Origin of the sequence: Nocardia sp. BMG51109 (genome assembly GCF_000526215.1) — a bacterium.
GTDB lineage: Bacteria > Actinomycetota > Actinomycetes > Mycobacteriales > Mycobacteriaceae > Nocardia.
In genome coordinates, this window is the sequence record NZ_JAFQ01000004.1 from 6,137,130 (window position 1) to 6,162,014 (window position 24,885).

Sequence of the window (24,885 nt, forward strand, 5' to 3'; positions counted from 1 at the left end):
CGGCGGCCCCATTACGCTCTGGGCATGACGTCTACGCCGATTCCACCGCTGCCGCGCCGAAACCGCAGCGTCAGCGCGGAAGTCGCGGCCCATCTGGAGCGCATGATCGTCACCGAGGCGTTCCGCCCGGGGGACCGGCTGCCGCCGGAGCGGGATCTCGCCGCCGACCTGGGAGTGTCGCGAACCTCGTTGCGCGAGGCCATGTTCGAGCTCGAGCAGAAGAAGCTGATCGAGCGGCATCAGGGGCGCGGCAGCATCGTCGCACCGCGCTCGCGCAGCGCGGCCGAGCTGCTCGACAACCTGTCGGTGATCGACGCCGAACTCGGCAACGCCGTCGAACTCCGCGATATCGTGGAACCGCGGATCGCCCAGTTGGCGGCCCGCCGCGCGGTGGAATCCAATATTGTCGCGCTGACCGAGGTCCTCGAATCCTCCACCGAGGACCTGGAATCGGCCGAATCCATCGCCCTGGACGTCGAGTTCCACAACCTGCTTGCCCGGGCCGCCCAGAACCCGCTGCTGGTCACGCTGTGCTCGATGACGGCGAGCTGGACCGAACGCACCCGCGAACTGTCGCATTCGAGCGCCCTGGGCCGCCGGATATCGATCGAGGGGCATCGGTCGATCCTCGCGGCGGTGGTGGCGCGCGATGCCGACGCCGCCGGCGCGGCCATGGAGCGTCACCTGCGGGAAGTGAAGGAAATCGGGCTGCGGCGCCTCTGAATCCCGCACCGGATCGTCGAGCCGGAATAGCGGAGGACGCGCATCCGTGCGGGATGCGCGTGAATCCGGCGTTTCCGGAAAGCTTCGTGGCTGTGTCATGAATACGGCCATATTTAACGGCACCGCAATTGATGGTCCGACCAATCTTCGATAGCGTAGTCTGCGCTACGCACGCGCATTCCTGTATCGAGGAGACACTCCCATGACAGCGCCCCCGAAGCCGATTACCAGCCTGGAATCACCCGGCTGCACCGACGATGTGCTGCTCGACGACTGGCATGTGGTCGCGTCGTCGGCGGAGATATCCTACGGCGACCTCTACGCGACGACACTGCTGGAACGGGATCTGGTCGTCTGGCGCGACCGGGAGGGGGACCTGCACGCCTGGGAGGACCTGTGTGTCCACCGGGGCGCCCGGCTGTCCGAGGGTTTCGTGAAGGACAACCGCGTCGTCTGCCCGTACCACGGCTGGAACTACGACGGCTCCGCGCGGTGCGTGTTCATGCCCGCGTCGCCGCGCGAGACGCCGATGAAGAAGGCCCGGGCGATCACGCACCACGTCCGGGAGAGGTACGGGCTGGTGTGGGTCTGCCTCGGCGAGCCCCGCGGCGAGATTGCCGATTTCCCGGAGTGGGAGGACGCGGCGTACAAGAAGGTCGTCTGCGGGCCGTACCGGTTCCGGTCGGCGTACCGCGCACTCGAGAACTTCGTCGACGCAACGCATTTCCCGTTCGTGCACGCCGGCGTGAACGGCATCGCCGACGAGCCCGACCCGATCGCGCCGTACGAGGTGACCGTCGACGACGCCGAGGGCCTGAGCACGACGGAGGTCCGGGTGACCCAGCCCTACGGCGATCCCCGCGAGATACCGGTCATCGCCTACTACGCGTACCGGATCATGCGGCCGTTCGTCGCGTACTTCAAGAAGCGGGTGGTGATCGACGATCCGGAGCAGGCGCACCGGGGCAACGACGCCGACCGGTTCGTCACGTACTTCACCGCCCAGCCGGTGGACCAGACGACCAGCATCGTCCGGATCTGTTGTGCGATGAACTTCGACCCGCTGCCGACCGACGACGAGGTCCGCAAGCGTCAGGACCTTGTCTATGCCCAGGACAGCGCCATCGTGGATACCCAACGGCCGGAACGTATTCCGGTGGAACTCCGCTATGAGCTGCATCACCGCAGCGATCTGCTCGGGCAGAAGTACCGGAGTTGGTTACGAGCCAAAGGGGTAACCTACGGTGCTTTCGGGAACCACTGACGCGGTAGCGGATTCGGGTACCACCGACGCGGTAGCGGATTCGGGAACTGCCGACGCGGTAGCGGATTCGGAGGAAGCTCTCGCCGGCTTCCCGATGCTGGTCCGCGCGATCGAGTACGCCGGGACCGACTCGGTGTTCGTTCGGCTCGAGTCGCTCGACGGGCGGACGCTGCCGCGGGCGGAAGCGGGCGCGCACATAGATATCCGGCTTCCCGACGGCGTACCGCTCGAGTCGTCGTCGAGGGTCCGCCAGTACTCGCTACTGCTGCCGCTGTGCACCCCGACCGGTTATGTCGTGGCCGTGCGGCGGACGGCGGCCGGTCGCGGTGGGTCGCGGTGGATCCATGACGGCATGCGGGTCGGCACGACAGTGCGAGTTACCGGACCGCGCAACAACTTCCGGATCGACGAGAACGTCACCGAGCATCTGCTCCTGGCCGGCGGCATAGGCATCACGCCGATCTATTCGATGCTGGCGCGGCTGACGGAGATCGGGCACCGGGCCCGGCTGCACTACTACTGCCGCTCCGCGGAACACGCCCTGTTCCTGGACGAACTGTCCGCCGACCCGCGCGTCTCGGTGCACCACGGGAGCGCGGCGCATCCGCTGGCCGCCGCCTTCGACGACATCGGCACCGGCGCCGACGTCTACTGCTGCGGACCCGAGCGGATGCTGCGGCACGCCGAATCGTGTGCGCGCGATCGCGGGCATCGGTGGCATGCGGAGCGGTTCGCGGCCGCCGGCGGCGGCATCGGCGCACCGGCCGGGGACGAGTTCCGGGTTCGCCTGGCTCGCCAGGCGATCGAGGTCTCGGTGCCGCCCGGCGAGTCCATCCTCGAGGCACTGCTGGCGGCCGGCGCGGACGTGGAGTACTCCTGCGAGGAAGGGGTCTGCGGCGCCTGCGAATCGAGGGTCGTAGCGGGAGCACCGGAACACCGGGACTCCGTACGCTCGCCCGCCGAGCACGACGAACTGGGAACCGTCATGATCTGCTGCGCCCGCGGCAGCGAGACATTGGTCCTGGATCTGTAACCCCGACACCGTGTAGCGGCATCCTTTCGGGCCCAGCGTATTTCGACGCGAGCCGAACGGGAAGGAGCCCCGCATCCGACCCGTCGGCTCGCCCGGCTGTGAACCCGGCGTCCGACGACGCAACGGGCTCGAGTGTCGTCCCTGGCCGGAGTCGCCCAGGGCCTCCGAGCCGAGATATCAGTATTACGGATTGGACGACCAGCAATGAGTCAGGACACAACGACCGGCGAATCGCGCCGGGAACGACGGTCGACCCTCGCGGCGTTCGTCGGCACCGCGACGGAATGGTACGACTTCTTCCTCTTCGGCACGGCCTCCGCTCTCGTCTTCAGCAAGGTCTTCTACCCCGAATTCGCGGCCGGGTCGGGTCTGATGGCGTCGTTCGCGACGATGTGGGTCGGATTCATCGCCCGGCCGCTCGGCGGCGCGTTCTTCGGGCATTTCGGAGACCGGCTGGGGCGCAAGAACGTTCTGGTGGCGACCCTGATGCTGATGGGCGCCGCGACCACGGCCATCGGCCTGCTGCCCACCTACGCGCAGATCGGTGCCGGGGCCCCGATCCTGCTGATCCTGCTGCGCGCGCTGCAGGGCTTCGCGGTCGGCGGCGAATGGGGCGGCGCCGTGGTCATGGCCACCGAGAACGCCGACCCGGCGCGCAAGACCTCGGCGGGAGCCTGGGTGCAGCAGGGCTCGCCGGCCGGGTCGATCCTGTCCACGCTCGCGTTCATGCTCGTCGGAATGCTGCCCGACGATCAGTTCCTGGCCTGGGGCTGGCGCATTCCGTTCCTGCTGTCGGCCGTGCTCGTGGGCGTCGGATTGTTCATCCGTTTCCGCGTCACGGAATCCCGGGAGTTCGCCGAGGTGAAGAATGCCGAGGCGACGGTCCGGCTGCCGATCGCCGACGTCTTCACCAAGACCCCGAAAATCCTGCTGCTGGGCATGGCGGTCGCCGTCACGGGGGCGACGACGGTCTATTTCAACAACACTTTCCTGCTCTCCTGGACCACCAGCGAGCTGGATATGAACCGCAGCGTGATCCTCAATGTCCTGCTGGGCATGTCGATCCTGCAGTTCCTGTGGACGCCGCTGACGGCCCGGCTGGCGGGCGCCTGGGGCGAATACCGGGTGCTGGTCGGCGGTTTGATCACGATGATCGTGCTGGCGGTGCCGTTCTTCGCCGCCATCGGCTCCGCCGATGTCGCCGCCATCGCCGTGACGCTCTACCTGAGCACGCTGGGATACGGTGCGTACTGGGCGATCCTGGCGAACTGGATGTCCTCGGCGTTCCCGCCCGAGGTCCGGTATTCGGGCGTTTCCGTTGCCTACCAACTCTGTTCGTCGATCGTCGGCGGCGGCACCCCGCTGCTGTCGCAGTGGATCCTCACCGGCTCGGGCGGGAACCAGTGGGCGGTCGCGGCCTATTACATTGTGCTGCAACTGATCACGATCGGCGGCGTGTGGGCGCTGCACAGCGGCATGGCGCGGGGCCGGGCGCGACAGTCGCCGTCCGCCGGTCTGGTGAACGCCTGACCGGCCGCCCGGCGGTCGAAACCCCTGGCCACACAACCCCGCGGCCGCGGCTGCGCCGCGAAGAGCGGCGAGCTACCGCGACTGCCCGGGCCCGTCTGCGGCGGTGTTTCAGGTAAGTAGCCCGTGGAGGATGATCTCGGCGATCGTGCCGCTGTCATCGGCGTCGTCGGGCCGGCCGAACCTGCGGGCCCAGGGCTCCTGCCCGTACAGCAACGCGGGTTTGACGACGGCGAAATGGAAGGCATGCCAGGGAATGTCGCGGACGCGCCCGGCGGCGACCAGCCGTTCGAAGACGGGCCTGATGGCCTGATTCAGCGGTTCGGTCAACGTGAACAAGTAGTCCAGCCGACCGGATTCCCGGGCGGCCTCGTAGTCGATCACCCTGTTCAGAGCGGGGTGATGCGCGCTGACCCGGTGGAAGACCCGAACTGCCCGCACCAGCCAGTCCAGGTCGTCGTCCGGCTCCGATGTCAGGGCGGGCGCCAGTTCGGCGGCCAGGGTCCGGAACTCGTGAGCGACGACCGCCTGCCAGAAGGCTTCCTTGGACCCGTACCTGTCGTGGACGAACGTGTGCCCCATCCCGAGGCGCTCGTTGAGCTCGCGGACCGAAACCGCTTCGTAGCCCAGCTCGGCGAAGGCCCGCAAGCCGTTGCGCATGAGTTCTGCGTGATCGGGTGTCCGAACGTCGCGTTTCGGCCTGCCCGGCCCCCGGCGCACCATCTGTCCCTCCTTGACCTGCCCATACTCAAATATCAGACAGCTGCCTGATATTGTAGTGGTGTGCACCCGGCACATTGCACCCGGGAACCGGAGCTGTCCACAGAGAGGGGAGATCGGCATGACGGATCTGCAGGACAAGGTCGCTCTCGTCACCGGATCCGCCCGCGGGGTCGGCAGGGCCATCGCCCTGCGGTATGCCTCGCTCGGCGCCCGTGTGGTGATCAACTACGCCGGCAACGAAGCCGGCGCGCGACAGACCGTGCAGGACATCCGAGACCTCGGATCGGAGGCGGTCGCGATCCGGGCCGACGTCTCCGATCTGCGGGCCCTCGAGCGGCTTTACGAGGAGTCGGTCGACGCGTTCGGAAAGATCGATATCGTAGTCGCCAACGCCGGTGTCGAAATCATCGATCAGCCCATCGCCGAGGTGACGGAAGAACAGTTCGACCGCCTGTTCTCCATCAACACCAAGGGCGGGTTCTTCACGCTGCAGAAGGCCGCCGAGCACGTCGAGGACAACGGCAGGATCATCTACATCGGCTCCAGCACCACCTGCCTGGCCATCCCGGGCGTCGGCCTGTACGGCGCCAGCAAGATGGCCAACCGGTACACCGTCGAGGTGCTCGCTCAGGAGGTCGGCAACCGTGGCGTCACCGTCAACACCATCATTCCCACGCAGATCGAGGGTGCCGGAGTCTTCACCCACCTTCCCGAAGACTCTCCGACCCGCGCCCAGAACCTGGCCATGCGTCCCCTCGGGGGCCGGCTCGGCAGGGTAGAGGATGTCGCGGACGCGGCGGAGTACTTCGCCGGCCCCCTGTCCCAGTGGGTGAGCGGCCAGAATCTGGTCATCAGCGGCGGACTCCCGGGATAGCGGCGTACCGGCCCCCACACCCGACAGGAGCGAACACATGCCACGCACACCGATCGACATCACCGTTCCGGATCTTTCCGGGAAGCGCGCCGTCGTCACCGGAGCAAGCGACGGCATCGGCCTCGGAATCGCCACGAGGCTCGCCGCGGCCGGGGCGGAGGTGCTACTGCCCGTTCGGAATCAACGCAAGGGTGAGGCTGCGATCACCACGATCCGCCAGGCGATACCGAACGCGGCCGTGTCGCTGCACGCCCTCGACCTGTCGTCGCTCGACTCCGTCGCCGTCCTCGCCGAGAGCCTGCGACAGGACGGCCGCCCGATCCACCTCCTCCTCAACAACGCCGGCGTCATGACCCCACCCGACCGGCAGACGACCGCCGACGGATTCGAGCTCCAGTTCGGCACCAACCATCTCGGCCACTTCGCCCTGGTGGCCCACCTGCTGCCGCTGCTGCGTGCCGGTCACGCACGCGTGACCTCCCAGGTCAGTGTCGCGGCCGATCAGCGCGCCATCAACTGGGACGACCCGAACTGGGAACGCTCCTACCACGGCGAGGGCGCTTACAGCCAGTCGAAGATCGCCGTCGGGCTCTTCGGCCTCGAACTCGACCGCCGCAGTCGGGCCGACGGATGGGGGATCAGCAGCAACCTGTCCCACCCCGGGGTCGCACCGACGAACCTGCTCGCCGCGCGCCCCGAGGTGGGCCGCGCCCAGGACACCCCGCGCGTGCGGCTCATCCGATTCCTGTCCGCCCGCGGCATCATCGTCGGCACCGTCGAGACCGCGAAACTCCCCGCCCTGTATGCCGCGACGTCCGCCGACGCCCGAGGCGGGCGACTGTACGGACCGAGCGGCCCCGGTCACCTCGGCGGACCTCCCGCGGAGCAGAAGCTCTACTCCCGACTGCGCAACCCCGATGACGCCCAACGCATCTGGCAACTCTCCGAAGAGCTCACCAAGGTCTCCCTCCCCGACGACGGCTGACTACCGGGAAGTCTGGGTGGAGTTGCGCGAGAGGCGAAATCCCTCAGTTCCTGGGCGGCGTCATGTCGGATCCCCGGCCCCCTGCTGCCGGGCGGATCACAGGCTGCGGCCGATGATCATTTTCATGATCTCGTTGGTGCCGCCGTAGATCTTCTGGATGCGGGAGTCGGTGAAGGCGCGGGAGATCGGGTATTCGGCCATGTAGCCGTAGCCGCCGAACAGTTGCAGGCACTCGTCGGCGACGCGGCACTGCTGCTCGGTCAGCCACCACTTCGCCTTGGCGGCGGTCGCCACGTCCAGCTCGCCGCGCAGGTGTTTCGCGATGCAGTCGTCGGTGAACGCCCAGGCCACGGTCTTGGTGGTATCGCATTCGGCGAGCACGAACTGGGTGTTCTGGAACTTGAAGATCGGCTTGCCGAACGCCTCGCGCTCCTTGGTGTAGTCGATCGTCATCGCCACGGTCGATTCGATGGCTGCGGCCGCCGCGACCGCGAGGATCAGCCGCTCCTGCGGCAGCTGCTGCATGAGCTGGACGAAACCCTGGCCCTCGGCGGTGCCGAGCAGATTCGACCGCGGCACCCGCACGTCGTCGAAGAACAGCTCGCAGGTGTCCTGCCCGTGCTGGCCGACCTTTTCCAGGTTGCGGCCGCGCCGGAAGCCGTCGCGGGTGGTCTCGACGGCGATGAGCGACACGTTCTCGGCGCCACGGCCTTTCGGGTCGCCGCCCTCCGACGTCTTGGCGGCGACGATCACCAGATCGCAGAGCAGGCCGTTGGAGATGAAGGTCTTGGCGCCGTTGAGGACGTAGTCGTCGCCGTCGGCGACCGCCCGGGTGCGGATGTTCTGCAAGTCGGAACCGGTGCCGGGTTCGGTCATCGCGATCGCGCCGACGATCTCGCCGCTCGCCATCTTCGGCAGCCAGGCCCGTTTCTGCTCCTCGGTGCCGTAGGAATTGAGGTAGTGCGCGACGATGGTCGAGTGCACCGGGTTGCCCAGGCTCGGCGACATGGCCCGGGTCTGCTCGACGGCGACCACCGCCTCGTGCGCGAAAGTGCCTCCGCCGCCGCCGTATTCCTCCGGAATGCTCAGGCACAGCAGGCCGACCTCGCCGGCCTTGTTCCAGGTCTCGCGGTCCACGTGGTGCTGGCGGCCCCACCGGTCCTCGTTGGGTGCGCACTCCTTCTCGAAGAATCGGCGTGCCAGGTCGGCCAGGGCGTCCAGATCCTCGTCCATCCACGGTGAACGGTGCAATGCCACGACAGAACTCCTCGGGTCGAATACTTGCCTCCGATGCTCGTCGCCGGGACCGGCGGTGCCAATGACCGCAGCGCTCGCGTCGTTGACCGGACCGCTCGAGGCGCCGGTCCGGAGCCGGTAGCTGGTGTTCTCTGTGAGCCGGTGGCTCGGTGTTCGATGTGAGCCGGTGGCTCAGTGTTCTCTGTGAGCCGGTGGCTCAGTGCTGATAGGACCCGGGCGGGCTGCCGGTCCAGCGCCGGAAGGCCCGGGAGAACGCGCTGGGTTCGGAGAAACCGAGCCGCCGCGACAGTGCGGTCACCGTCTCCTCGCCGCGCACGAGGCTCGCGACGGCCGCGTCGCGCAGGATCTGCTCGCGGATCTCGCTCGGCGAGGTGTGCTCCTCGCGCAGCTTGCGGCGCAGCGTCTGCGGGCTCATCGCGAGATCGGCGGCGATCTCGTCGATGCGCGGCCAGCGGCCCAGGAGGCCGCGCTCGAGGTGGCGGCGCACCCGCGCGCTGAGCGACACCGAGCGGTTCCGGCGGCCGATCACCGCCGAGGGCGCGTTGCTCAGGAAGGCCAGCAGGTCGGCCTCGTCGCGCACCAGCGGAGCCGCCAATACCGAGGCGTCGAGCACCAGCGCGGGTGCGGGCGCCGAAAAGACCACGGGCGCACCGAAGATCAGCTCGTAGTCATCGAGATCCGAAGGCGGATAGGAAACTTCGACGCGCAGCAGCAGGATCCGGCCGCCGGCCGCCCAGTCGAGGAAGCGGTGCGTGACGGTCAGCATGGTGTCGATGATCAGCCCGACCGGCCTGTGCACGGCGGTGATGTCGTACACCAGCCGGGCCTCGTCGCCGGTGACGGTCAGCGTCAGGGGCGGAAACCCGGGCAGCGACGTCCGGAAGCCGATGAACCGCCGGATCGCCGCGCCCACATCGGGGGCCCCGAGCAGCGCGAAACACACCAGCCGGAAGGTGCCGCGCGGCATGGGATGCAGTCCGAGACCGAACAATTCGTCATCGGTGATACGCCACAGCCGCTGCACCATCCGCGCCGCCTGCTCGACGGTGACCCGGGATCGGCCCTCCGCGAGCAACTCCGGCGATATCCCCGCCTCGCCGAGCATCCCGGCCACATCCCACCCCCGAGCCTGCGCCAACTCGACGATGGCCCGCACCCGCTGAATGGGCAGGGTGTATCCGGCATCGTCCGAGGTCACCCACCGACCGTAGCAATGCGGATGCCGCCGCCTCCGAACCGCGCCACAGTACGCCTCCGCTCCGAGACTCCGGTGCTGCCGGGCCTACTCGACGACAAGCGGGGTATCGGTGGCCGGGTTGCTGCCGGGCCCCGTGCCGAACAGCTCGCCGATCGTGGTGGCGTCGACGGTTCGGCGGAGCCAGGTGTCGAGGATCGCTCGGTCGGTACACGAGGTGATGCGGTCCCGGGCGTCGGCGGGAATGGTGACCTGGCGGCGTTCGAGGAGATGGACAATGGCGCTCGCGACCCCTTCGGCCCGCCCTTCTTCCCGCAGACGCCGCGAGGTTTCGGAGCAGAAGAACGAAAGATCGACTGGCATCAATTGGCTCCGGATCATGGCGGCCGGGGCGCTGCCCGGGCCGAGTTCGGTGGGGATGGGTGCGGTTCCGGTCTGCCGCCCGAGATGCTGTCGGCCCCTACGTGTTCGAGGGCTGTGGAGCCGAGGGCGGTTCGGTGTCAGGACTCGGTGCCGAACACGTCGTCGATCGTGGCGGCGTCGACGGCTCGGTCGAGCCATGTATCGAGCATTGCCGGGTCGGCGCATGCGGTGATGCGGTCGCGCGCTGCTTCGGGAACCGTGATCCCGCGGCGTTCGAGAATGCGCAGAATGCTGCTCGCAACGCCCTGAGCGCGCAGGCGCTGTGAGGTTTCGGAGCGGAAGAACGAAAGGTCCACTGTCATCAACTGCCTCCAGGTCGTGGCGGCCGCGGTGGTGCCGAGGCCGAGTTCGGTGAGTTCGGCGAGGATGGTGCGGTCTTCCTCGTCGTCGACGTCTCGTAGCGCGGTGGCCAGCGCCTTCAGTACGTCACCGATGCGGGGATCCTTGGCATGGGCGACGGCCGAGAGGGTGGCCAGCGGGATGTCCTCGGCGGCCGAGTCGCTGTCGGTGACGACGGGTACGTTGTGCGGACCGAGCACCATCGGCTGCACGGTGAGGCTGGGCCACAGCGGCAGGCCCAGCGGGGCGGGCCGGGCCGCCCACAGAGCGGTGACCTTGTCGTGGCAGACGACGAGGAGTACGACGGGCAGTCGGTACTTGCTGTGGGCGTGGGCCACGTAATACGCCCAGGCCGCGGGCTTGTCGGGATCGTCCTGGCTCTGCGCCTCGACGAGCAGGAGGTACGCGCCCTCGCCGGTGTCGATACGCAGCAGGCTGTCGACGCGGTGCTCGAGGGGCACGATCTCGGTGAGATCGGTGGGGAGGAGGTCGACCGCGCGGGGTTCGGGGAACGGCAGGTCCAGGGCACGGAACGCGCGGGCGAAAACGCCCGGATCGTGCCGGAAGATGCGGTGCATCGCCTCGTGGCGGGAGCTGACCATGCGGACGAGAATAGCTCGAGATTCGAAAATATGTTCGAGTCACAATGTGGTGCGCCGTATCCGCCCGAGATATCTCGTCGCATTCGGCATCCGCCTATCGTGCCGGCGCCGGCGGCCGGTGCAACTAACCTCGGAGGTACGACGCAGCGAGAGGGGTGGCCGGTGAGTGGTGCCGACGGTGCGATGACGGCGTGGCGGGTGCTGCGCCCGGGCCCGATCGACGGGCGTCCGATGGATCTGGTGCAGACGCCGGTGCGTGAGCCGGGCCGGGGCGAGCTGCTGGTGCGGGTGCTGGCGTGCGGGGTGTGCCGCACGGATCTGCATGTGGCCGAGGGAGATCTGCCGGTGCACCGCACCGGGGTGGTCCCGGGGCACGAGGTGGTCGGCGAGGTGGTGGCCCTCGGCGCGGCGGCGGGAAACGGGTGGTTCTCGATCGGCGACCGGGTCGGCATCGCCTGGCTGCGGCACACCTGCGGGGAGTGCGCGTACTGCCGCCGCGGGGCGGAGAACCTCTGCCCGAACTCCCGCTACACCGGCTGGGACGCCGACGGCGGCTACGCCGAATTCGCCACGGTCCCAGCCGATTACGCGCACCCCCTGCCGCCGGGCTACGCCGCCGCCGAACTCGCGCCGCTGCTGTGCGCCGGCATCATCGGCTACCGGGCGCTGCGGCGGGCCGCGCTGCCGCCGGGCGGCCGGCTGGGCATCTACGGTTTCGGGGGCAGCGCGCATCTGGCCGCGCAGGTCGCCTTGGCCCGCGGCGACGAGGTGCACGTGATGACCCGCGACGCGAAGGCGCGCGAGCTGGCGCTGGAGCTGGGGGCGGCCTCGGCCCAGGGGGCCGACGACGAACCGCCGGTCGCGCTGGACGCGGCGATCCTGTTCGCGCCGGTCGGCGATCTGGTGCTGCCCGCCATGGCGGCGCTCGGCCGCGGCGGCGTGCTGGCCGTCGCGGGCATCCACCTCAGTGATATTCCCGCGCTGAACTACCAGCGGCATCTGTTCCAGGAACGCGAGATTCGCTCGGTCACCGCCAACACCCGCGCGGATGCCCGCGAATTCCTGGCTTTCGCCGCGGAACACCGTCTCGACGTCACCGTGCACCCGTATCCGCTGGACGGCGCGGCGCGGGCGCTGACCGATCTGGCGCACGGAAAGTTTGCCGGTGCGGCGGTCCTGATCCCCTGACACGCCGCAGACACGCCGAGTTTTCTACTCCTGGTTCGCGATTCGTGCCCACTCTCCGGGGTTCTGCTGCTTTGCTGGGAGATAAGTGGCGAAAGGAACCGGAGGCGTGAGCGATGCATCGGGTAACGGGGCGGCAATCCGTCCGTACCGCACGGCCGTGGCTGTGGACGGCGCTGGCCGTGGCCGTCGTGGGGGCGGCCGCGGTGTGGGTGGTCCGACCCGATCCCGCCGCCTGCCACAGTGAGCCCGCGGCCGATTCCCCGGTGCTGACGCGGACGGTGATCGCGCCGAGCCCGGCCGCACCCGACCCGGTTCCGCCGCTGGAGCGGCTCGACCCGCCGGTGCCGGGCGAGGCCCGCTACTACGCCTTCGGGCCGGGCGTCGCGTGCTCGATTCCGGACCTGCCGCTGGACGGGTTCTACGTCGGCGTGCCGACGAGCGAATACGCCGGAAGTTCGGTCTGCGGCGCCGTCGTCGAACTCGGCGGCCCGCTCGGCACCGTGCGCGCGCATATCGTCGACCGCTGCCCGGGATGCGCTCCGGGCCAGTACGACCTGAGCACCGCCGCCTTCGCGCGGATCGCCGACCAGCACGACGGCGTCGCGCACATCAGGCTGCGCCGGATATCCAACCCCGTCCCGATCCCCGAGGTGCTCTACCGCGTGAAGGACGGTTCGTCGGCCCACTGGCTGGGCCTGCTGTTCGCTGATACCGGAAATCCGGTGAGCCGCGTGGAGATCCGGCCCGATGCGGGCGGCGCGGGCCGCGCCCTGACCCGCGGCCCGGACAACTACTGGTCCGTCTCCGGCGCCGGCCCCGGCCCGTTCACCGCCTCGGTGACCGACACCGAGGGCCACCGGGTGGACATACCGGGCATCACGGTCAGCCCGGGTGCGGTGCGGCGCACCGGGGTCGGGATGTATCGCTTCCCCGAACTCGCTCCGGCGCCCGCCGCCACGGCGACCGCCCCGGTAACGACACCGCCCCCGGCCTCGTGCTCGTGATCCCCGGTACGGCCGGGTCGGCGGCGACGTAGCATCCTGCGTGTAAAGGGTTGAGCGACAGCAACTTCGGTCACACCGACGACGACATCGGTTGCCGGAAACGAGATCTTCCCACCGCATCCGGAAGGCAGTTTCCGCCCGGTCTCGTTCGTTGCGGGAAAGTCGCTGCTGGATAACGAATCTCGCGGGCACGGTCTTTCGGGCGGCGATTGGGTATCTCTCCGGCAGACTTCGTTGCCGCCGCCCGATGCGTCCGCTTACTGTGGCTCCTATGTGGCCAAGACAATAGTCTATGACAATAGTCATTTGGCCTCTCACAACGGCGTGAGTAGGTGAGAACAATGGGCAACAGGAATGTGTTGCTGTCCGGGAAATGGCGGACCGCTTGGGTATTCGCAGCCCTGCTGATGGTGATCGGCGTGCTGTACCCGGCCGCACCGGCACAGGCGCAATGGTGCGCCGAGGTGGACGTGGTGGTCGCTCGGGGAACGGGAGAACCGGGATACCTGGGCACCGAAGTGGGCGATCCCCTCTTCGGCGCGCTGCTGGACCGTTCGCCGGTCGGCCTGAGTGGCTATCCGGTGAACTATCCGGCCGACCTCACCGATGTGTTCTCGGTGGGTAAGGGAAGTGCGGATCTCGTTGCGCACCTGGCGAATCAGGCCGCGGCGTGTCCGGATCAGCGGTTCGTCCTGGCGGGGTACTCGCAGGGCGCGGCGGTGGTGCACACGGCGCTGGGCACCGGAATCACCCAGGGCATCCCGGGCGCGGTCCGGATGGACGGCGATCTCGGTGGGCGCGTGTCGTCGGTGCTGCTGTTCGGAGATCCGATGCGGCTGATCGGCTGGAACGTTCCCGACCCGTACCTGGGACGAACCGCGAACTACTGTGCCGCGGGCGATCCCATCTGCGGCGCGGGTATCGATTTCGGCGCGCACACCACGTACGACACCTTCGTCGGCGCGGCAGCCGATTTCGCGGTGGAGCGCATGTGAGCCGGTGAAACCGCCTCAGCGGCGCTCGATTCGGCCCGTCGGAGGCTCGACCGCACCGCGAGTCCGCAGATAGGACTCGAGTGCGTCGAGATCCGTCGGGCCGACCGCTGCCCGGCCGCCCTGGGTGAAAACGCTGAATCCGTCGCCGCCCGAGGCGAGGAAGTTGTTGGTCGAGACCGGGTAGGCGGCCACCGGATTCAGCGGGGCGCCACCGATGCGGACGCTGTCGGAGACGACCTTGTGCCCGGCGGGTGCGGATTCGGAGTAGGCGTAGGTGATGCCGGCGACCGACAACACCCCGGGCTTGTTCGGATTGTCCCACTGCTGTTCCAGCAGGGTCAGGATCTGCCGGCCGGTGAGCAGCACCGTGACGACCTGATTGCCGAACGGCTGCACGGTATAGGCCTGCTCGTAGGTGATGGCGCCGCCGGACAGGTCGGCCCGGACCCCACCGGGATTCATGAACGCGGCGACGGCCTGGTCGGGCCCCATGGCGGCGAGCATGGCGTCGGCGATGAGGTTCCCGAGCGGCGAGTCGCCGGCCGCATCCGGTTCGTTGGGCAGCGGCGCGGTGGCATTGCCGATGACGCGGTCGGCGCGCGGCCGGGCCTGGGCGGCAAAGAAATCGACGAGGCCGGCGACGGCCGGATCGGGCGCGACATCCCGGGTGACGACGCGGTTGACGGCGCCGGCGTCGACGGTGCCGTCGTGGAATCGCAGGGTGATATCGGTGATCAGGCGCCCGTAGGAGGCGGCCTGGGTGACGACCTTGCCGGCGATGGTGCAGTTGTAGGCCTGATGGCTGTGCGCGGTGAGCAGGACGCGCACCGCCGGATCGGTGCGCTCGGCAAGCTCGGCGACGTCGGGGGTGATGTCGGCGCACCCGTTGTAGTCGGCGGGCGCGCCGTGGGTCCGCTGCGCGCCGCCGTCGTGCACGAGCGCCACGACGGTCTCCGCCCCGGCGGCCCGCATCTGCGGCACATACTTGTTGATCGCGTCGACCTCGTCGCCGAAGGTGTAGCCGCGAATGCCCTCCGGCATCACGATCGTCGGGGTCTCGGGGGTGACGGTGCCGATGACGCCGATCCGGTGCCCACCGGCCTCGACCATCGTCCACGGCCGCAGGCCCGGTGGGAGCTGCCCGAAGTCGTCGGTGACGTTGGCGGCCAGATACGGGAACTCCGCTCCGGTGAACGGCTGCCCCGGCGCGCAGCCTTCCCAGGCGCAGCCGCCGTGCTGCAGGCGCAGCAGTTCCGGTATGCCGTCGTCCAGCTCGTGGTTGCCGACCGCGGAGGCCGCGGTGCCCATCGCATTGAGGACGCCGACGGTCGGCTCGTCGTGGAACAGCGCCGACACCAGCGGGCTGGCGCCGACATTGTCGCCGGCGGCGAGGACGGCGCTGCCGGGATAGGCGGCCTTCAGGCGCGCCAGATGCGCCGCGAGATAGGCCGCCCCGCCGGCCTGATACGCGCCGACCCGCCCGCTGCCGCCGTCGGGCGGCTGCAGGTTGCCGTGCAGGTCGTTGATGCCGAACAGGTGGACCTCACCGGGCCGCGCCGCGGGCAGGTCGTTCGTCGAGATCAGCGGTACCGCGCCGGGTCCGCCCCCCGGTGGCCTCGCCTCGTTGCCGGATCCGCCGCAACCGGCCGTCACGGCCAGCAGCGCGGCCGCCAACACCCCACCTGTGCGATGACGAGCCTTCATGGAGAACGACTTTCGCAGAGTCCGCTGGCCGGTTCGCGACCGGCAGGTTAATTCTGGGTCCTGCCCAGCAGCCGAAGACCCTGGCGCAGCACCGCTTTGCCCAGCGACGGCACGACGGCGTCGACGACCTGCGCGATCGTGCCGAGTGCGGTATCGATGCGGGCCGGGCGCTCGGTCAGCGCGCGGACCACGAGGTCGGCCGCCTGGTCGGGGGTGTGCGCCGGAAGCGAGCGGTACCGAGCGACGGCCGCGAGCGACGGCGTGCGCACCAGCGGCATCCGGACCGAGGTGAAGGTGATTCCGGCGCCGGCGTTCTCGGCGGCCGCGATCTCGCCGAACGCGTCGAGCGCCGATTTGCTCGCCACATACGCGGCGAGCTGGGGCACCTTGGCCTGCACGGCGATCGAGGAGATGTTCACGATATGCCCGAACCGGCGTTCGCGCATCGCGGGCAGCAGCGCGAGCACCAGCCGGACGGCGCCGAAGTAGTTGAGCGCCATGGTCTGCTCGAACTCGTACATCCGGTCGGTGGAGTCGAGCACCGAGCGGTGCACCGAACGCGCGGCGTTGTTGACCGCGTAGTCGACCTGCCCGTGATCGGCCAGCGCCTGCTTGACCAGCAGTTCGACCGCCTTCTCGTCGGTGATGTCGCATGGATACGCCTGTGCCGCACCGCCTCCGGCGCGCACCGCGGCCGCCGCGGCCTCCAGTTCGTCGGGGTCGCGGGCGACCATCAGGACCGTGGCGCCGCGGCGGGCTACCGCGTGCGCGGTGGCCAGGCCGATGCCCGAGGAGGCGCCCGTGATCAGCACGGTGCGGTCCCGCAACCGGTCGTCGTCCGCGCCGCGCCGGGCCCGGTCGGGATCCAGGTGGGTGCGCCAGTACGTCCACAGCTTTCCGGCGTAGGACTCGAACGGCGGCACCCGCAGGCCCCGCAGCCGCGCGCGCGTGGAGTCGGCGACGAAGACGGCCTCGAACGACAGGTTCCGGGCCGCCTCGGCGGGAATTCCGAGCTGCCGCACCAGCAGATCGCGCACGGTGGCGGCGCCGGGGAGCCGGGCGAGCGTCCGCAGCGCCGCGTGGCTGCCGGGAATCGCGCCCGGACCGGACGCCGCCCCGGCGGCGCGGGCCAGTGCGGACCAGACGTCGCCGATCGGCTGCGGGTCCGGGGCGACCAGGTGAAAGGTGCGTTTGTTCAGTCCCCGCCGGCCGATCAGCCGCACCATCGCCGCGGCCACATAGTCGACCGGGACGATATTGGTGGCGCCCAGGTCCGGGAACGGTACGGGCAGCCCGGCCAGCCGGGCGACGGCCGGGAAGACATGGTGCGGGGCGTCGGCCGGGTTCATCTCGCCGGTGCTCGAATCGCCGGCGATGATCGCCGGCCGGTAGATCCGCCAGCGCAGGCCCGGCGTCTCCCGCACCAGTTTCTCGGCCGCGAACTTGGTGCGCTGGTACGGCGACGGCAGATTCTGGCCGAGGTCGAAATCGTCCTCGAAGAATTCGCCGCGATGATCGCCGGCCACGGCGACCGACGACAGGTGGTGCAGCATCGCGCCGCACCCGGCCGCCAGCGCGATCACCGCGCGCGTCCCCGCGACGTCGACGGCGTAGGCGGTCTCCTCGTCGGTGGTCACATCGGAGACCGTGCCCAGGTGCACGATGTGGTCGGCGCGGGGCGGATCGTCTTGCAGCCCAAGATCCTTCGCGGCCGGGTCGCCGATCAGCGGACGGATCCGGTCGCTCGCGCCCCAGCTCGCGGCCAGTTCGGCGAGCCGGGCGGCGGCGGTCTGCCGCACCAGCACGTGGATCACCGCGTCGCGATCGAGGTCGAGCAGGCCCCGCAGCACTCGGCGTCCCAGAAATCCGGTACCGCCCGTCATGAGATAGGTGGCCATCGCTCCTCCTGGCAGTCGGACGCAACACTGTTCGTCCGACATGCGTCGGCGGATGCGGACGTGGAAGATTCGGCCACGGAACAGAAGTCGGGCCGAAGCAGGAACACCTTCGTGCCTGACTGGCAGGCCACTGCAGCGGCGCTACCGGTAGGTCACTCTAGCGGCGCTCCCGCGGCCTCGCAACCGGACCGCACTCCGCTGCCGCGCCGGGGGAGGCACTGCACGGTATGTGTGTCAACGGTTTTGGTGTAACCGTCGGATGTGACTGGTAACCGGTCGGCAAATACCGGGCGGCGGGAAGTCAGCCCTGCCGCCGCACCGGGAACTCGTCGGCCAGCTCGCGGAACAGGGCGGTGTTGAACGCGAAGGCGCGCTGGCATTCGCCGAGGACGCGCTGCTTCTCGAGATCGTCGACCGCCAGACCGTCCAGCAGCGTGCGGTATTCGCGCTTGAAGGCCGCCGGATTCGGGATTTGGTCGAAGACGTAGAAGCGCACCCCGTCGCCGCGCTTGGGCAGCTGCCACAGCTTCTCGGCGGTGCCGCGGATGACCTGCCCGCCGGACAGGTCGCCGAGGTAGCGGGTGTAGTGGTGGGCGATGTAGCCGGCCGGCCAGGTCCGCGCGCACTCCTCGATCCGGGCGGCGTAGCCGGCCGTGGCGGGCAGCGGGGCGAGGTCGTCGCGCCAGCCGTCGCCGCCGAGATGGGCCAGGTCGGCCTCCAGGTGGGCGAGCCGGGCCAGTTCGGGCCGGACGAACGGGCCGGCGACCGGATCGTCGGCGAGGGCGGCGCCGGGCACCTCGAGCGCGCGATACACGTGCCACAGCTGGCCGGTGTAGCGGTAGAAGGCAGCCACGCCGAGCGCACCGCCGAGCATGTCGCCCATGAATACGGAGTTCTCGGCGTCCGCGTGCTGCCGCTCGGTCGCGGTGCGGATCTGCGTGGAGAACGGCACGGTCTCCGGCGAGGTGGGGGTGTCCGGCATGGCCCTGCTTCCGTAACTATGGGTTACCTAACTTCTCCCTGGACGATACCGGGTCGCGAAACCCCCGGAATCGAACTTTCGGACGAAAACGAGTGCTCGGGCACCCGGGGTGGGCCGGGTGGCGCTGTTCCCGCACGGCCCGCGGCGGCCGGCGGCGGTATCGAACCCGTCCGATCTTCCTGTGGCGATGGCGATCTCGCGCGCGGCGGCGGCGGTGGCCTTAAGGTGGGGTGGGCAGTCGGCCGGTTCGGTGGGGACGCGCCGGCTCCAGCCCTGTCGCCTGATGTACCCCGGGAACGCTATGACCACCGTGATCGACCGTATCGATGCAGCCCTCGACATGGCGACGGCCATCGTCGACAACACCGCAGCCGACCGGCTGGCCGCCCCCTCGCTGTGCTCCGGCTGGGATATCGGCGCGGAGCTGAACCATCTGGTGGGCGGGATGCGGATCTTCGCCGCCGAACTGGCCGGGATCGAGGCGGGCGGCGAACACGATTCGGATTGGCTGGGCACCGATCATCAGGGCGCCTTCGCCGTCGCGGCCGAACTCGATCGCGCGGCCTGGCATCGGCTCGACGCGCTGGACACCACCGTGCGGCTGTCCTTCGGCGCGGTGCCGGGCCCGAGGGCGGCGCAGATCCATCTGACCGAGGTCGTGGTGCACGCCGCCGACCTCGCCGTCGCCACCGGGCAGGATCACCGCATCGACGACGCGCAGTGCGAGCAGCTGCTGAACACACTGCGCGGCACGGACTTCGAGGCGTTCCGGCTACGGGGAATGTTCGACCCCGAACGTCCGGCTCCGGCGGGCGCACCGGGACATCGCCGGCTGCTGGCCTTCCTCGGACGGAACCTGGAGATCGTGTCCGGCGCCGCGCCGATGGCCGGCGCGAACTCCGTCGACGGGTAGGCGGTCGGCGTCGGAACAGTTCTGCCGGGCGCCGTCGTCGCGTGGTCGGCCGCCGGACGGATCGGGTGGGCGGCCGCCTCAGGTGAGCACGGTCGCGACCACCGCGGCGATGCGTGTCCGGAAGGCGGCGGGGGAGAAGGTCAGTGCGTGCCCCCGGACGGCCGCGGGGTCGTAGGCGAGGGGATCGAATGCGCGCATGGCCGTGGCGAAGCGGGAGACGACCGCGGAGTCGTCGCCGGACTCGAGGTGTTCGCCGGAGAGGCCGGGGCGCACGGTGTCCAGCGCGCCGCCGGCGCCGACCGCCAGCACCGGCGCGCCGCAGGCCATCGCCTCCACGGGGACGATGCCGAAATCCTCGACGCCCGGCATGAGCAGCGCGCGGCAGCGGCGGTACATATCGATCAGCACCGGGTCGGGTGCGGCGCCGAGGAAGGTGGTCTCCGGGCCCGCAAGGGATTCCAGATGGGTGCGGAACCGGCCGTCACCGAGCACCACCAGTCGGGCGCCGGCCTGCCGGGCGGCGCGGATCGCCAGATCGGGCCGCTTGTAGGGGACGAGGCGGCCCGCGAACAGAAAGAAGTCGTCGCGATCCGGAACCGGGCCGGGGGTGAAGCGGCCGACGCGGACCGGTGGATGCACCACGGTCGAGTCGAGACCCCACCAGTCGCGCACGCGCTCGGACACCGCCCGGGAGTTGGCGATCACGTGCGCCAGGCGCGGTGCGGCGCGCAGTTCGCCGCGGCGGGCCGCGCGGCCGAGCGCGCCGAGTGCGAATTGCCCTGCGCGCCCGCCGGCTTCGCGGGCGCGGAACGCCGGATCCCAGGCCCAGCGGGCCGGGCTGTGCACGTAGGCCACGACCGGTGCGTTCGTCGCCAAGGCGGCCTGGGTGGCGAACGCGTGGTGGCTGACGACCACCGCGTCGTACCGTCCGTCCAACGGCAGCCGGCGCAGTGCGCGGGGAACGAACGGCAGCAGCGGTGCGTGCGACCGTCCGCCGGTCAGCGCGTGGGCACGGGTCAGCCAGGTGGTGTGGAACGGGTCATCCTGCGGCGCAATGGGATCCGGCGACTCGTCCCGTGCGGCCGCCCGCACGGCCGCACGACAGCCGGGGGTGAGGATCGGGGCGAACACCGGTGCGCCGGGCCAGATCTTCATGAACTCGGCGACGACGGCCTCGGACCCGCCGTACTCGGTGAAGCGCTCGTGCACGACCGCGATGCGTGGGTCGTTCATCCGCCGCTCACCCCTGCCGAGCGGGATCGAGGGAGCGGGGCGCGGCCGTGCGACGGAGCGCGGGGGCTACCGGCCTGCCCCGCAGCAGCCCCGCGACGCCGCCCCGGTCCACCGCGCTCCGGTAGACGTCGGCGGCCTCGGCGCAGGCGTCGACGGTGTGATCGATATCGGCGTCGGTGTGCGCGGCCGAGGTGACGAACGACTGGCCCAGGACGCCCCGGTCGAGCAGCTCCTGCAGGAACAGCGTGCGGAACGCCTGTGACGGGCGCCCGCCGGCATCGCGGGTGGTGAAGATCAGGCACGACGGGCGGCCGGCGACCTGCAGGTGTTCGGCGATCCCGAGATCCGCGGCGATCTTGTTCACCCCGTCGGCCAGCCGCCGCCCGGCCCGCTCCATCCGGGCGATCGGATCGGTGTCGGCGTACGCGCGCACCACGGCGCGGAACGCGGCCAGCGAGCCGGTCTCCGGCCCGTGCGTGGTGGACAGCAGGAAGACCCGGTCGCGCTCGGTGCGCAGGCCGCCCAGCTCCATGTACTCGCGCCTACCGGCCAGCGCCGAGAGGGGGAACCCGTTCCCCATCGCCTTACCCCAGCACGACAGGTCCGGCGTCACGCCGTAAACCCGTTGCGCGCCACCGGAAGACCACCGGAATCCGGTGATCATCTCGTCGAACACCAGCAGGCTGCCGTACCGGTCGCAGAGCGCCCGCACGCCCTCGAGGTAGCCGGGTTCGGGCTCGGCCAGCGCGGTCGCGGCCTCCATCACGACGCAGGCGATATCGCCCGAGCCGAGCACGGCCGCCAGGGAATCGAGATCGTTGTACCGGAACCGCGTGGTCGAGAGTGCCGGCGGGATACCGGCGTTCATCTCGGTGGTGCCGATGAACCAGTCGTCCACGGAGAAGAAGGGCTGATCGCAGATCGCCACCGATTCCCGGCCCGTGACGGCGCGGGCCAGGCGCACGGCGGCCGTGGTGGCATCGGAGCCGTTCTTGGCGAACTTCACCATGTCGGCGCCCGGCACCAGGTCCAGGAAGTCCTCGGCGGCACGCAGTTCCAGCTCGGTCGGCCGGGAGAAGCTCAGTCCGTCGGCGACGGCCCGCGCCGCCGCCTCCACCACCGGCCGGTACCCGTGGCCGAGCGTCACCGACCGCAGGCCCATCCCGTATTCGACGTAGTCGTTGCCGTCGCAGTCCCAGACGTGGCAGCCGTTGCCGCGCACCAGGATCGGCGCCATACCCTCCGGGTACTGGTCGGCCCCGCGGGAGTAGGTGTGCGCGCCGCCGGGCACCAGCTCGTGCAGGCGGCCCTGTATCTCGGTGCTGCGGGCGAAGTGTCGCCTCATGGTCGCTCCTCGTTCGGCGGGGCGACGGTCAGCGCCCACAGTGCGTGATCGGCGCGCCGGCCGGTGCGGCCGGGGTAGTTGCGCATGATTCCCTCCTTCAGCAGTCCCGCCCGGGCGGCGACGGCGGCGGATTCGGTGTCGGCGCACTCGAATTCGGTGGCCACCCGGAACAATCCGAGCGTGCCGAAGGCGTGCGCCAGCAGCGTCCGGGTGGCCGCGGCGCGCAGGCCGCCGTCGGCGTGCGCCGTATCGGCCCAGACCAGCATCCTGGCGTTGCGGTCGAACATGTCCACGTCGAACAGCCGCGCCTCGCCGGCGTAGCTGCCGTCGACGTCGAGCACCAGCACCAGCCCGGCCGGTGCGTGCAGGCCGCCGCGGCCGCGGGCGAGTTCCCGCCGCCAGGTCGTCCGGGCGCCGGCGAAGTACTCCGGGTTGCGCCGCCGCGCCGCGACCCAGCCCGGCCGATCCGACGGACGCCGGGTGCGCAGCACCGCGCCGGGGTAGTCGGCCAGTTCCAGCCGGACCGGACGGCCGCCGCGCAGTACTCGCCGGCGTCGCCGCAGCCACCCGGCGGCCAGCCGCGCCGAGATGCCGGCGAGCAACGTCGCGGTGGCCAGTCGCCCACCCGCAACCCCCTGCCGTTCGGCCGAGACGTCGACCGTCTCGGCCGAACCCCGCACCATCGTCGGGTACCGCGGCGGGCCGGCGCTAGGGCCCGAAGTCCCTTCTGTGCGGGCACCCTCGACGCGCCGGAGCCACGCGGCGGCGAATCCCCCGGGCGGGACGTCCTCGCGGGTCAGCGCCCACAGCTCGTGGTCGCGCCGCGCTCCGCCCGCGTCGAAGTACCGCGTCAGCAACGCCTCCCGCACGAACCCGAGCTCCGCGGCACCGTGCGCGGCGGCGACATTGCCGGGCGAGATGGGCGCGATCACCCGGTTCAGCCCCAGCATGCCGAATCCGTGATCGAGCACGAGCCCCGCCGCCAGGCCCGCGAAGCCGTGCCGCGCGACCCGGGAATCGATCCAGATACTCATTTCGGCTGTCCCGCGCCGGGAGTCGAACGAGCACAGCTCGCACTGCCCGGCGAATCGGCCGTCGATCTCGATCACGCCCGGCAGCCGCCGCCCGGCGCGCGCCTCGGCCCGGCCGACGAGATATTCGCGGATCCACTGCCGCTCGGTGTGCCGGGCGGCCCACTCCAGCGGCGAGCTGTACCAGAACGGTTCGATCAGGGCGCGGTCGCGCATCCGGAGCCGCCGCCAGTGCGGGTGGTCGCCGGGCCGCGGCGGGCGGATCACGACGCTGCTGCCGTGCAGCGACACCGGTCCCAGCCGGTCCGGTGTCGGCCCGCGGATCATGAGCGCGGCCGCTGGCCACCCAGCGACGAGGTGCGCACGGCGCCGTCGGTGCCGACCGTCAGCCGCCAGTACGCACCGGTGGAATCCCGCAGCACCACGCCGCCGTCGGCCCGGTCGGACAGCCAGGTGCCGCCGGGCAGCGCCGCCGCCGTGACCATGCCGTCGTGATCGCGCACCTGCAAGACATCGGCGTCGGACCGGACCGCCTGCGCGACAACGGTTCCGGCGAAGTGCGCGCCGTATCTGCCGCCGCGGCCGAGGACGTGCCAGCCGTCGGGAAAGGTGTGCGGGCCGATGTCGTCGTGCGATCCGGAGACCAGGTTGATCGCCGTGCCCTCCGGGCAGCCGTCGGGGTCGATGCGCAGTTCGGTCGGCGGCGTGTCGAGGTCCGGGTCGAACAGCACATTGGCCAGATACGGCTGCCGGCAGCGGGTGAGGGCCAGGCAGGTGGAGCGGGCGGCCACCTTGCAGTTCACCATGCCGAACTGGGCGGGCCCGCCCCGGTCGGTGCCGATCGACAGCGCGGTCTCGGCGCCCTCGAACCACACGTTGGTGAACCACCAGTCGTTGGCGGCGCCGTCCACCACGACGTGCCGGTCGGTGGTGCGGGGATCCTTGTCGGAGACGAATTCGACGTTGGCCAGCGCCAGTCCGGCATTGTTGTCGTTTCCGGTGCCCAGCACCGAGATCCGGTTGCTGGTGAACTTGGAGGAGGTGACGTAGTTCTGGATGCAGGAGGTGACCAGGCCGTAGCCGAAGTTGTTGATATCGCAATCGATGAACGCGGTGCCGCCGGTATTGCCGTCCAGCACCACGCCGCGCTGGCGGGCGTAGCGCGGGAAGTTCTCGGCGAGGTGATTGCCGCGCAGCACCACCGATTCGAAGGTGCAGCGAAAGCATCCGGTCAGCTGCGCCGCCGTGCCCGTTGCGCCGGAGAGGTAGAAACCCAGCCGCACGAAACGCACTCGCTGCCGGCCGCGCAGCGTGATCAGCGTCCCGTCGTCCTCGTGGACGATCGTGGTGAGATCGGCGCCGTCGCCGAGAATCGTGGCGTAGTCGGGAAGTTCGGGCCACGCGGTCACCCGGTAGTGCCCGGCGGGCAGGTACATCACCAGCGGCTGGTCGCCGACCGCGGCGGCCGCGGCGAGGGCGGCCGTATCGTCGGCGCGGCCGTCCCCGACGGCGCCGAAGTCGCGGACGTTGCGGGCCGCCGGGGTGTCGGTCACGTGCGGCGAACGGAATTCGGCCGTGGGAGCGGTGTCGGAGGCGCAGGCGGCCAGGGATCCGGCGGCCGCGGCGCCGAGGGTGACGGCGAGCATC

The 24,885-nt window shown here is 70.2% G+C and carries 22 protein-coding genes; 10 read left to right on the top strand and 12 right to left on the bottom strand.

The window, feature by feature from the left end:
* Nucleotides 1–24: 24 nt before the first annotated feature.
* From D892_RS0129210 to D892_RS0129225, 4 genes are all read left to right on the top strand, one after another.
* Nucleotides 25–723 carry a FadR/GntR family transcriptional regulator gene (locus D892_RS0129210; protein ID WP_232236198.1) on the top strand — a complete coding sequence of 233 codons (699 nt, stop codon included), beginning with the start codon at nucleotides 25–27 and terminating at the stop codon, nucleotides 721–723.
* 202 nt (nucleotides 724–925) lie between these two features.
* On the top strand, nucleotides 926–1,987 hold the full coding sequence (locus D892_RS0129215) for an aromatic ring-hydroxylating dioxygenase subunit alpha (RefSeq protein WP_024804634.1): 1,062 nt from the start codon (nucleotides 926–928) through the stop codon (nucleotides 1,985–1,987).
* Nucleotides 1,968–3,020 carry a PDR/VanB family oxidoreductase gene (locus D892_RS0129220; RefSeq protein WP_156959735.1) on the top strand — a complete coding sequence of 351 codons (1,053 nt, stop codon included), beginning with the start codon at nucleotides 1,968–1,970 and terminating at the stop codon, nucleotides 3,018–3,020. Before D892_RS0129215 ends, D892_RS0129220 begins: the two co-directional genes overlap by 20 nt.
* A 204-nt stretch (nucleotides 3,021–3,224) precedes the next feature.
* Nucleotides 3,225–4,550 carry an MFS transporter gene (locus D892_RS0129225; protein WP_024804636.1) on the top strand — a complete coding sequence of 442 codons (1,326 nt, stop codon included), beginning with the start codon at nucleotides 3,225–3,227 and terminating at the stop codon, nucleotides 4,548–4,550.
* Between the two features lie 108 nt (nucleotides 4,551–4,658).
* Here D892_RS0129225 and D892_RS42405 read toward each other — a convergent pair whose 3' ends face one another.
* On the bottom strand, nucleotides 4,659–5,270 hold the full coding sequence (locus D892_RS42405; RefSeq protein WP_051499199.1) for a TetR/AcrR family transcriptional regulator: 612 nt from the start codon (nucleotides 5,268–5,270) through the stop codon (nucleotides 4,659–4,661).
* A 118-nt stretch (nucleotides 5,271–5,388) separates the two neighbouring features.
* Here D892_RS42405 and D892_RS0129235 point away from each other — a divergent pair, with 118 nt between their 5' ends.
* A complete protein-coding gene (locus tag D892_RS0129235) occupies nucleotides 5,389–6,144 on the top strand; it encodes an SDR family oxidoreductase (RefSeq protein ID WP_024804637.1) in 756 nt (251 codons plus the stop codon).
* A gap of 37 nt (nucleotides 6,145–6,181) precedes the next feature.
* A complete protein-coding gene (locus tag D892_RS0129240) occupies nucleotides 6,182–7,129 on the top strand; it encodes an SDR family oxidoreductase (protein ID WP_024804638.1) in 948 nt (315 codons plus the stop codon).
* A 96-nt stretch (nucleotides 7,130–7,225) separates the two neighbouring features.
* Here D892_RS0129240 and D892_RS0129245 read toward each other — a convergent pair whose 3' ends face one another.
* The 4 genes from D892_RS0129245 to D892_RS0129260 form a co-directional block, all read right to left on the bottom strand.
* Nucleotides 7,226–8,362, bottom strand: coding sequence for an acyl-CoA dehydrogenase family protein (locus D892_RS0129245; protein WP_051499200.1), 1,137 nt, complete (start codon nucleotides 8,360–8,362; stop codon nucleotides 7,226–7,228).
* Nucleotides 8,363–8,582: 220 nt separating this feature from the next.
* Nucleotides 8,583–9,584, bottom strand: coding sequence for an AraC family transcriptional regulator (locus D892_RS0129250; RefSeq protein WP_024804640.1), 1,002 nt, complete (start codon nucleotides 9,582–9,584; stop codon nucleotides 8,583–8,585).
* 84 nt (nucleotides 9,585–9,668) lie between these two features.
* The gene (locus D892_RS0129255) at nucleotides 9,669–9,944 is read right to left on the bottom strand and encodes a hypothetical protein (protein WP_051499937.1); all 276 of its coding nucleotides are present in this window, start codon (nucleotides 9,942–9,944) and stop codon (nucleotides 9,669–9,671) included.
* A 137-nt stretch (nucleotides 9,945–10,081) separates the two neighbouring features.
* Nucleotides 10,082–10,945 (bottom strand): hypothetical protein, encoded by an 864-nt coding sequence (locus D892_RS0129260; RefSeq protein ID WP_024804642.1) that lies wholly within the window; start codon nucleotides 10,943–10,945, stop codon nucleotides 10,082–10,084.
* A 183-nt stretch (nucleotides 10,946–11,128) separates the two neighbouring features.
* Between D892_RS0129260 and D892_RS0129265 the strand changes: the two genes are divergently transcribed.
* From D892_RS0129265 to D892_RS0129275, 3 genes are all read left to right on the top strand, one after another.
* Nucleotides 11,129–12,133 carry a zinc-binding alcohol dehydrogenase family protein gene (locus D892_RS0129265; RefSeq protein WP_024804643.1) on the top strand — a complete coding sequence of 335 codons (1,005 nt, stop codon included), beginning with the start codon at nucleotides 11,129–11,131 and terminating at the stop codon, nucleotides 12,131–12,133.
* A gap of 113 nt (nucleotides 12,134–12,246) precedes the next feature.
* Nucleotides 12,247–13,137, top strand: coding sequence for an expansin EXLX1 family cellulose-binding protein (locus tag D892_RS44040; protein WP_024804644.1), 891 nt, complete (start codon nucleotides 12,247–12,249; stop codon nucleotides 13,135–13,137).
* Between the two features lie 341 nt (nucleotides 13,138–13,478).
* Complete coding sequence (locus D892_RS0129275; RefSeq protein ID WP_024804645.1) at nucleotides 13,479–14,132, top strand: cutinase family protein; 654 nt, start codon at nucleotides 13,479–13,481, stop codon at nucleotides 14,130–14,132.
* 15 nt (nucleotides 14,133–14,147) lie between these two features.
* Here D892_RS0129275 and D892_RS0129280 read toward each other — a convergent pair whose 3' ends face one another.
* The 3 genes from D892_RS0129280 to D892_RS0129290 all read right to left on the bottom strand — a co-directional run bounded on the left by D892_RS0129280 (nucleotide 14,148) and on the right by D892_RS0129290 (nucleotide 18,716).
* Nucleotides 14,148–15,836 carry a bifunctional UDP-sugar hydrolase/5'-nucleotidase gene (locus D892_RS0129280; protein WP_051499201.1) on the bottom strand — a complete coding sequence of 563 codons (1,689 nt, stop codon included), beginning with the start codon at nucleotides 15,834–15,836 and terminating at the stop codon, nucleotides 14,148–14,150.
* Between the two features lie 47 nt (nucleotides 15,837–15,883).
* Entirely contained in the window at nucleotides 15,884–17,734 is a 1,851-nt protein-coding gene (locus D892_RS42415) for an SDR family oxidoreductase (RefSeq protein ID WP_051499202.1), read from the bottom strand.
* 301 nt (nucleotides 17,735–18,035) lie between these two features.
* Entirely contained in the window at nucleotides 18,036–18,716 is a 681-nt protein-coding gene (locus D892_RS0129290; RefSeq protein ID WP_024804647.1) for a heme oxygenase (biliverdin-producing), read from the bottom strand.
* 301 nt (nucleotides 18,717–19,017) lie between these two features.
* Here D892_RS0129290 and D892_RS0129295 point away from each other — a divergent pair, with 301 nt between their 5' ends.
* Nucleotides 19,018–19,629, top strand: a complete 612-nt coding sequence (locus D892_RS0129295) for a TIGR03086 family metal-binding protein (protein ID WP_024804648.1) — start codon at nucleotides 19,018–19,020, stop codon at nucleotides 19,627–19,629.
* A 78-nt stretch (nucleotides 19,630–19,707) separates the two neighbouring features.
* Here the strand turns inward: D892_RS0129295 and D892_RS0129300 are convergent, their stop codons facing one another.
* The 4 genes from D892_RS0129300 to D892_RS0129315 are packed head-to-tail and all read right to left on the bottom strand — an operon-like array spanning nucleotide 19,708 to nucleotide 24,884.
* Nucleotides 19,708–20,862 (bottom strand): glycosyltransferase, encoded by a 1,155-nt coding sequence (locus tag D892_RS0129300; protein WP_024804649.1) that lies wholly within the window; start codon nucleotides 20,860–20,862, stop codon nucleotides 19,708–19,710.
* Between the two features lie 7 nt (nucleotides 20,863–20,869).
* Complete coding sequence (locus D892_RS0129305) at nucleotides 20,870–22,207, bottom strand: glutamate-1-semialdehyde 2,1-aminomutase (protein WP_024804650.1); 1,338 nt, start codon at nucleotides 22,205–22,207, stop codon at nucleotides 20,870–20,872.
* Nucleotides 22,204–23,565 carry a GNAT family N-acetyltransferase gene (locus D892_RS44045; RefSeq protein ID WP_024804651.1) on the bottom strand — a complete coding sequence of 454 codons (1,362 nt, stop codon included), beginning with the start codon at nucleotides 23,563–23,565 and terminating at the stop codon, nucleotides 22,204–22,206. Before D892_RS44045 ends, D892_RS0129305 begins: the two co-directional genes overlap by 4 nt.
* Entirely contained in the window at nucleotides 23,562–24,884 is a 1,323-nt protein-coding gene (locus D892_RS0129315) for a glycosyl hydrolase family 28-related protein (protein ID WP_024804652.1), read from the bottom strand. The genes D892_RS44045 and D892_RS0129315 overlap by 4 nt, the downstream gene beginning before the upstream one ends.
* Nucleotide 24,885: the final 1 nt, after the last annotated feature.

Coding starts and splice junctions, on each gene's coding strand:
- D892_RS0129210 (WP_232236198.1), top strand. CDS start 25: ATGACGTCTACGCCGATTCCACCGCTGCCGCGCCGAAACCGCAGCGTC.
- D892_RS0129215 (WP_024804634.1), top strand. CDS start 926: ATGACAGCGCCCCCGAAGCCGATTACCAGCCTGGAATCACCCGGCTGC.
- D892_RS0129225 (WP_024804636.1), top strand. CDS start 3,225: ATGAGTCAGGACACAACGACCGGCGAATCGCGCCGGGAACGACGGTCG.
- D892_RS42405 (WP_051499199.1), bottom strand. CDS start 5,270: ATGGTGCGCCGGGGGCCGGGCAGGCCGAAACGCGACGTTCGGACACCC.
- D892_RS0129235 (WP_024804637.1), top strand. CDS start 5,389: ATGACGGATCTGCAGGACAAGGTCGCTCTCGTCACCGGATCCGCCCGC.
- D892_RS0129240 (WP_024804638.1), top strand. CDS start 6,182: ATGCCACGCACACCGATCGACATCACCGTTCCGGATCTTTCCGGGAAG.
- D892_RS0129245 (WP_051499200.1), bottom strand. CDS start 8,362: ATGGACGAGGATCTGGACGCCCTGGCCGACCTGGCACGCCGATTCTTC.
- D892_RS0129255 (WP_051499937.1), bottom strand. CDS start 9,944: ATGCCAGTCGATCTTTCGTTCTTCTGCTCCGAAACCTCGCGGCGTCTG.
- D892_RS0129260 (WP_024804642.1), bottom strand. CDS start 10,945: ATGGTCAGCTCCCGCCACGAGGCGATGCACCGCATCTTCCGGCACGAT.
- D892_RS0129265 (WP_024804643.1), top strand. CDS start 11,129: ATGACGGCGTGGCGGGTGCTGCGCCCGGGCCCGATCGACGGGCGTCCG.
- D892_RS44040 (WP_024804644.1), top strand. CDS start 12,247: ATGCATCGGGTAACGGGGCGGCAATCCGTCCGTACCGCACGGCCGTGG.
- D892_RS0129275 (WP_024804645.1), top strand. CDS start 13,479: ATGGGCAACAGGAATGTGTTGCTGTCCGGGAAATGGCGGACCGCTTGG.
- D892_RS0129280 (WP_051499201.1), bottom strand. CDS start 15,836: ATGAAGGCTCGTCATCGCACAGGTGGGGTGTTGGCGGCCGCGCTGCTG.
- D892_RS42415 (WP_051499202.1), bottom strand. CDS start 17,734: ATGGCCACCTATCTCATGACGGGCGGTACCGGATTTCTGGGACGCCGA.
- D892_RS0129290 (WP_024804647.1), bottom strand. CDS start 18,716: ATGCCGGACACCCCCACCTCGCCGGAGACCGTGCCGTTCTCCACGCAG.
- D892_RS0129295 (WP_024804648.1), top strand. CDS start 19,018: ATGACCACCGTGATCGACCGTATCGATGCAGCCCTCGACATGGCGACG.
- D892_RS0129300 (WP_024804649.1), bottom strand. CDS start 20,862: ATGAACGACCCACGCATCGCGGTCGTGCACGAGCGCTTCACCGAGTAC.
- D892_RS0129305 (WP_024804650.1), bottom strand. CDS start 22,207: ATGAGGCGACACTTCGCCCGCAGCACCGAGATACAGGGCCGCCTGCAC.
- D892_RS44045 (WP_024804651.1), bottom strand. CDS start 23,565: ATGATCCGCGGGCCGACACCGGACCGGCTGGGACCGGTGTCGCTGCAC.
- D892_RS0129315 (WP_024804652.1), bottom strand. CDS start 24,884: ATGCTCGCCGTCACCCTCGGCGCCGCGGCCGCCGGATCCCTGGCCGCC.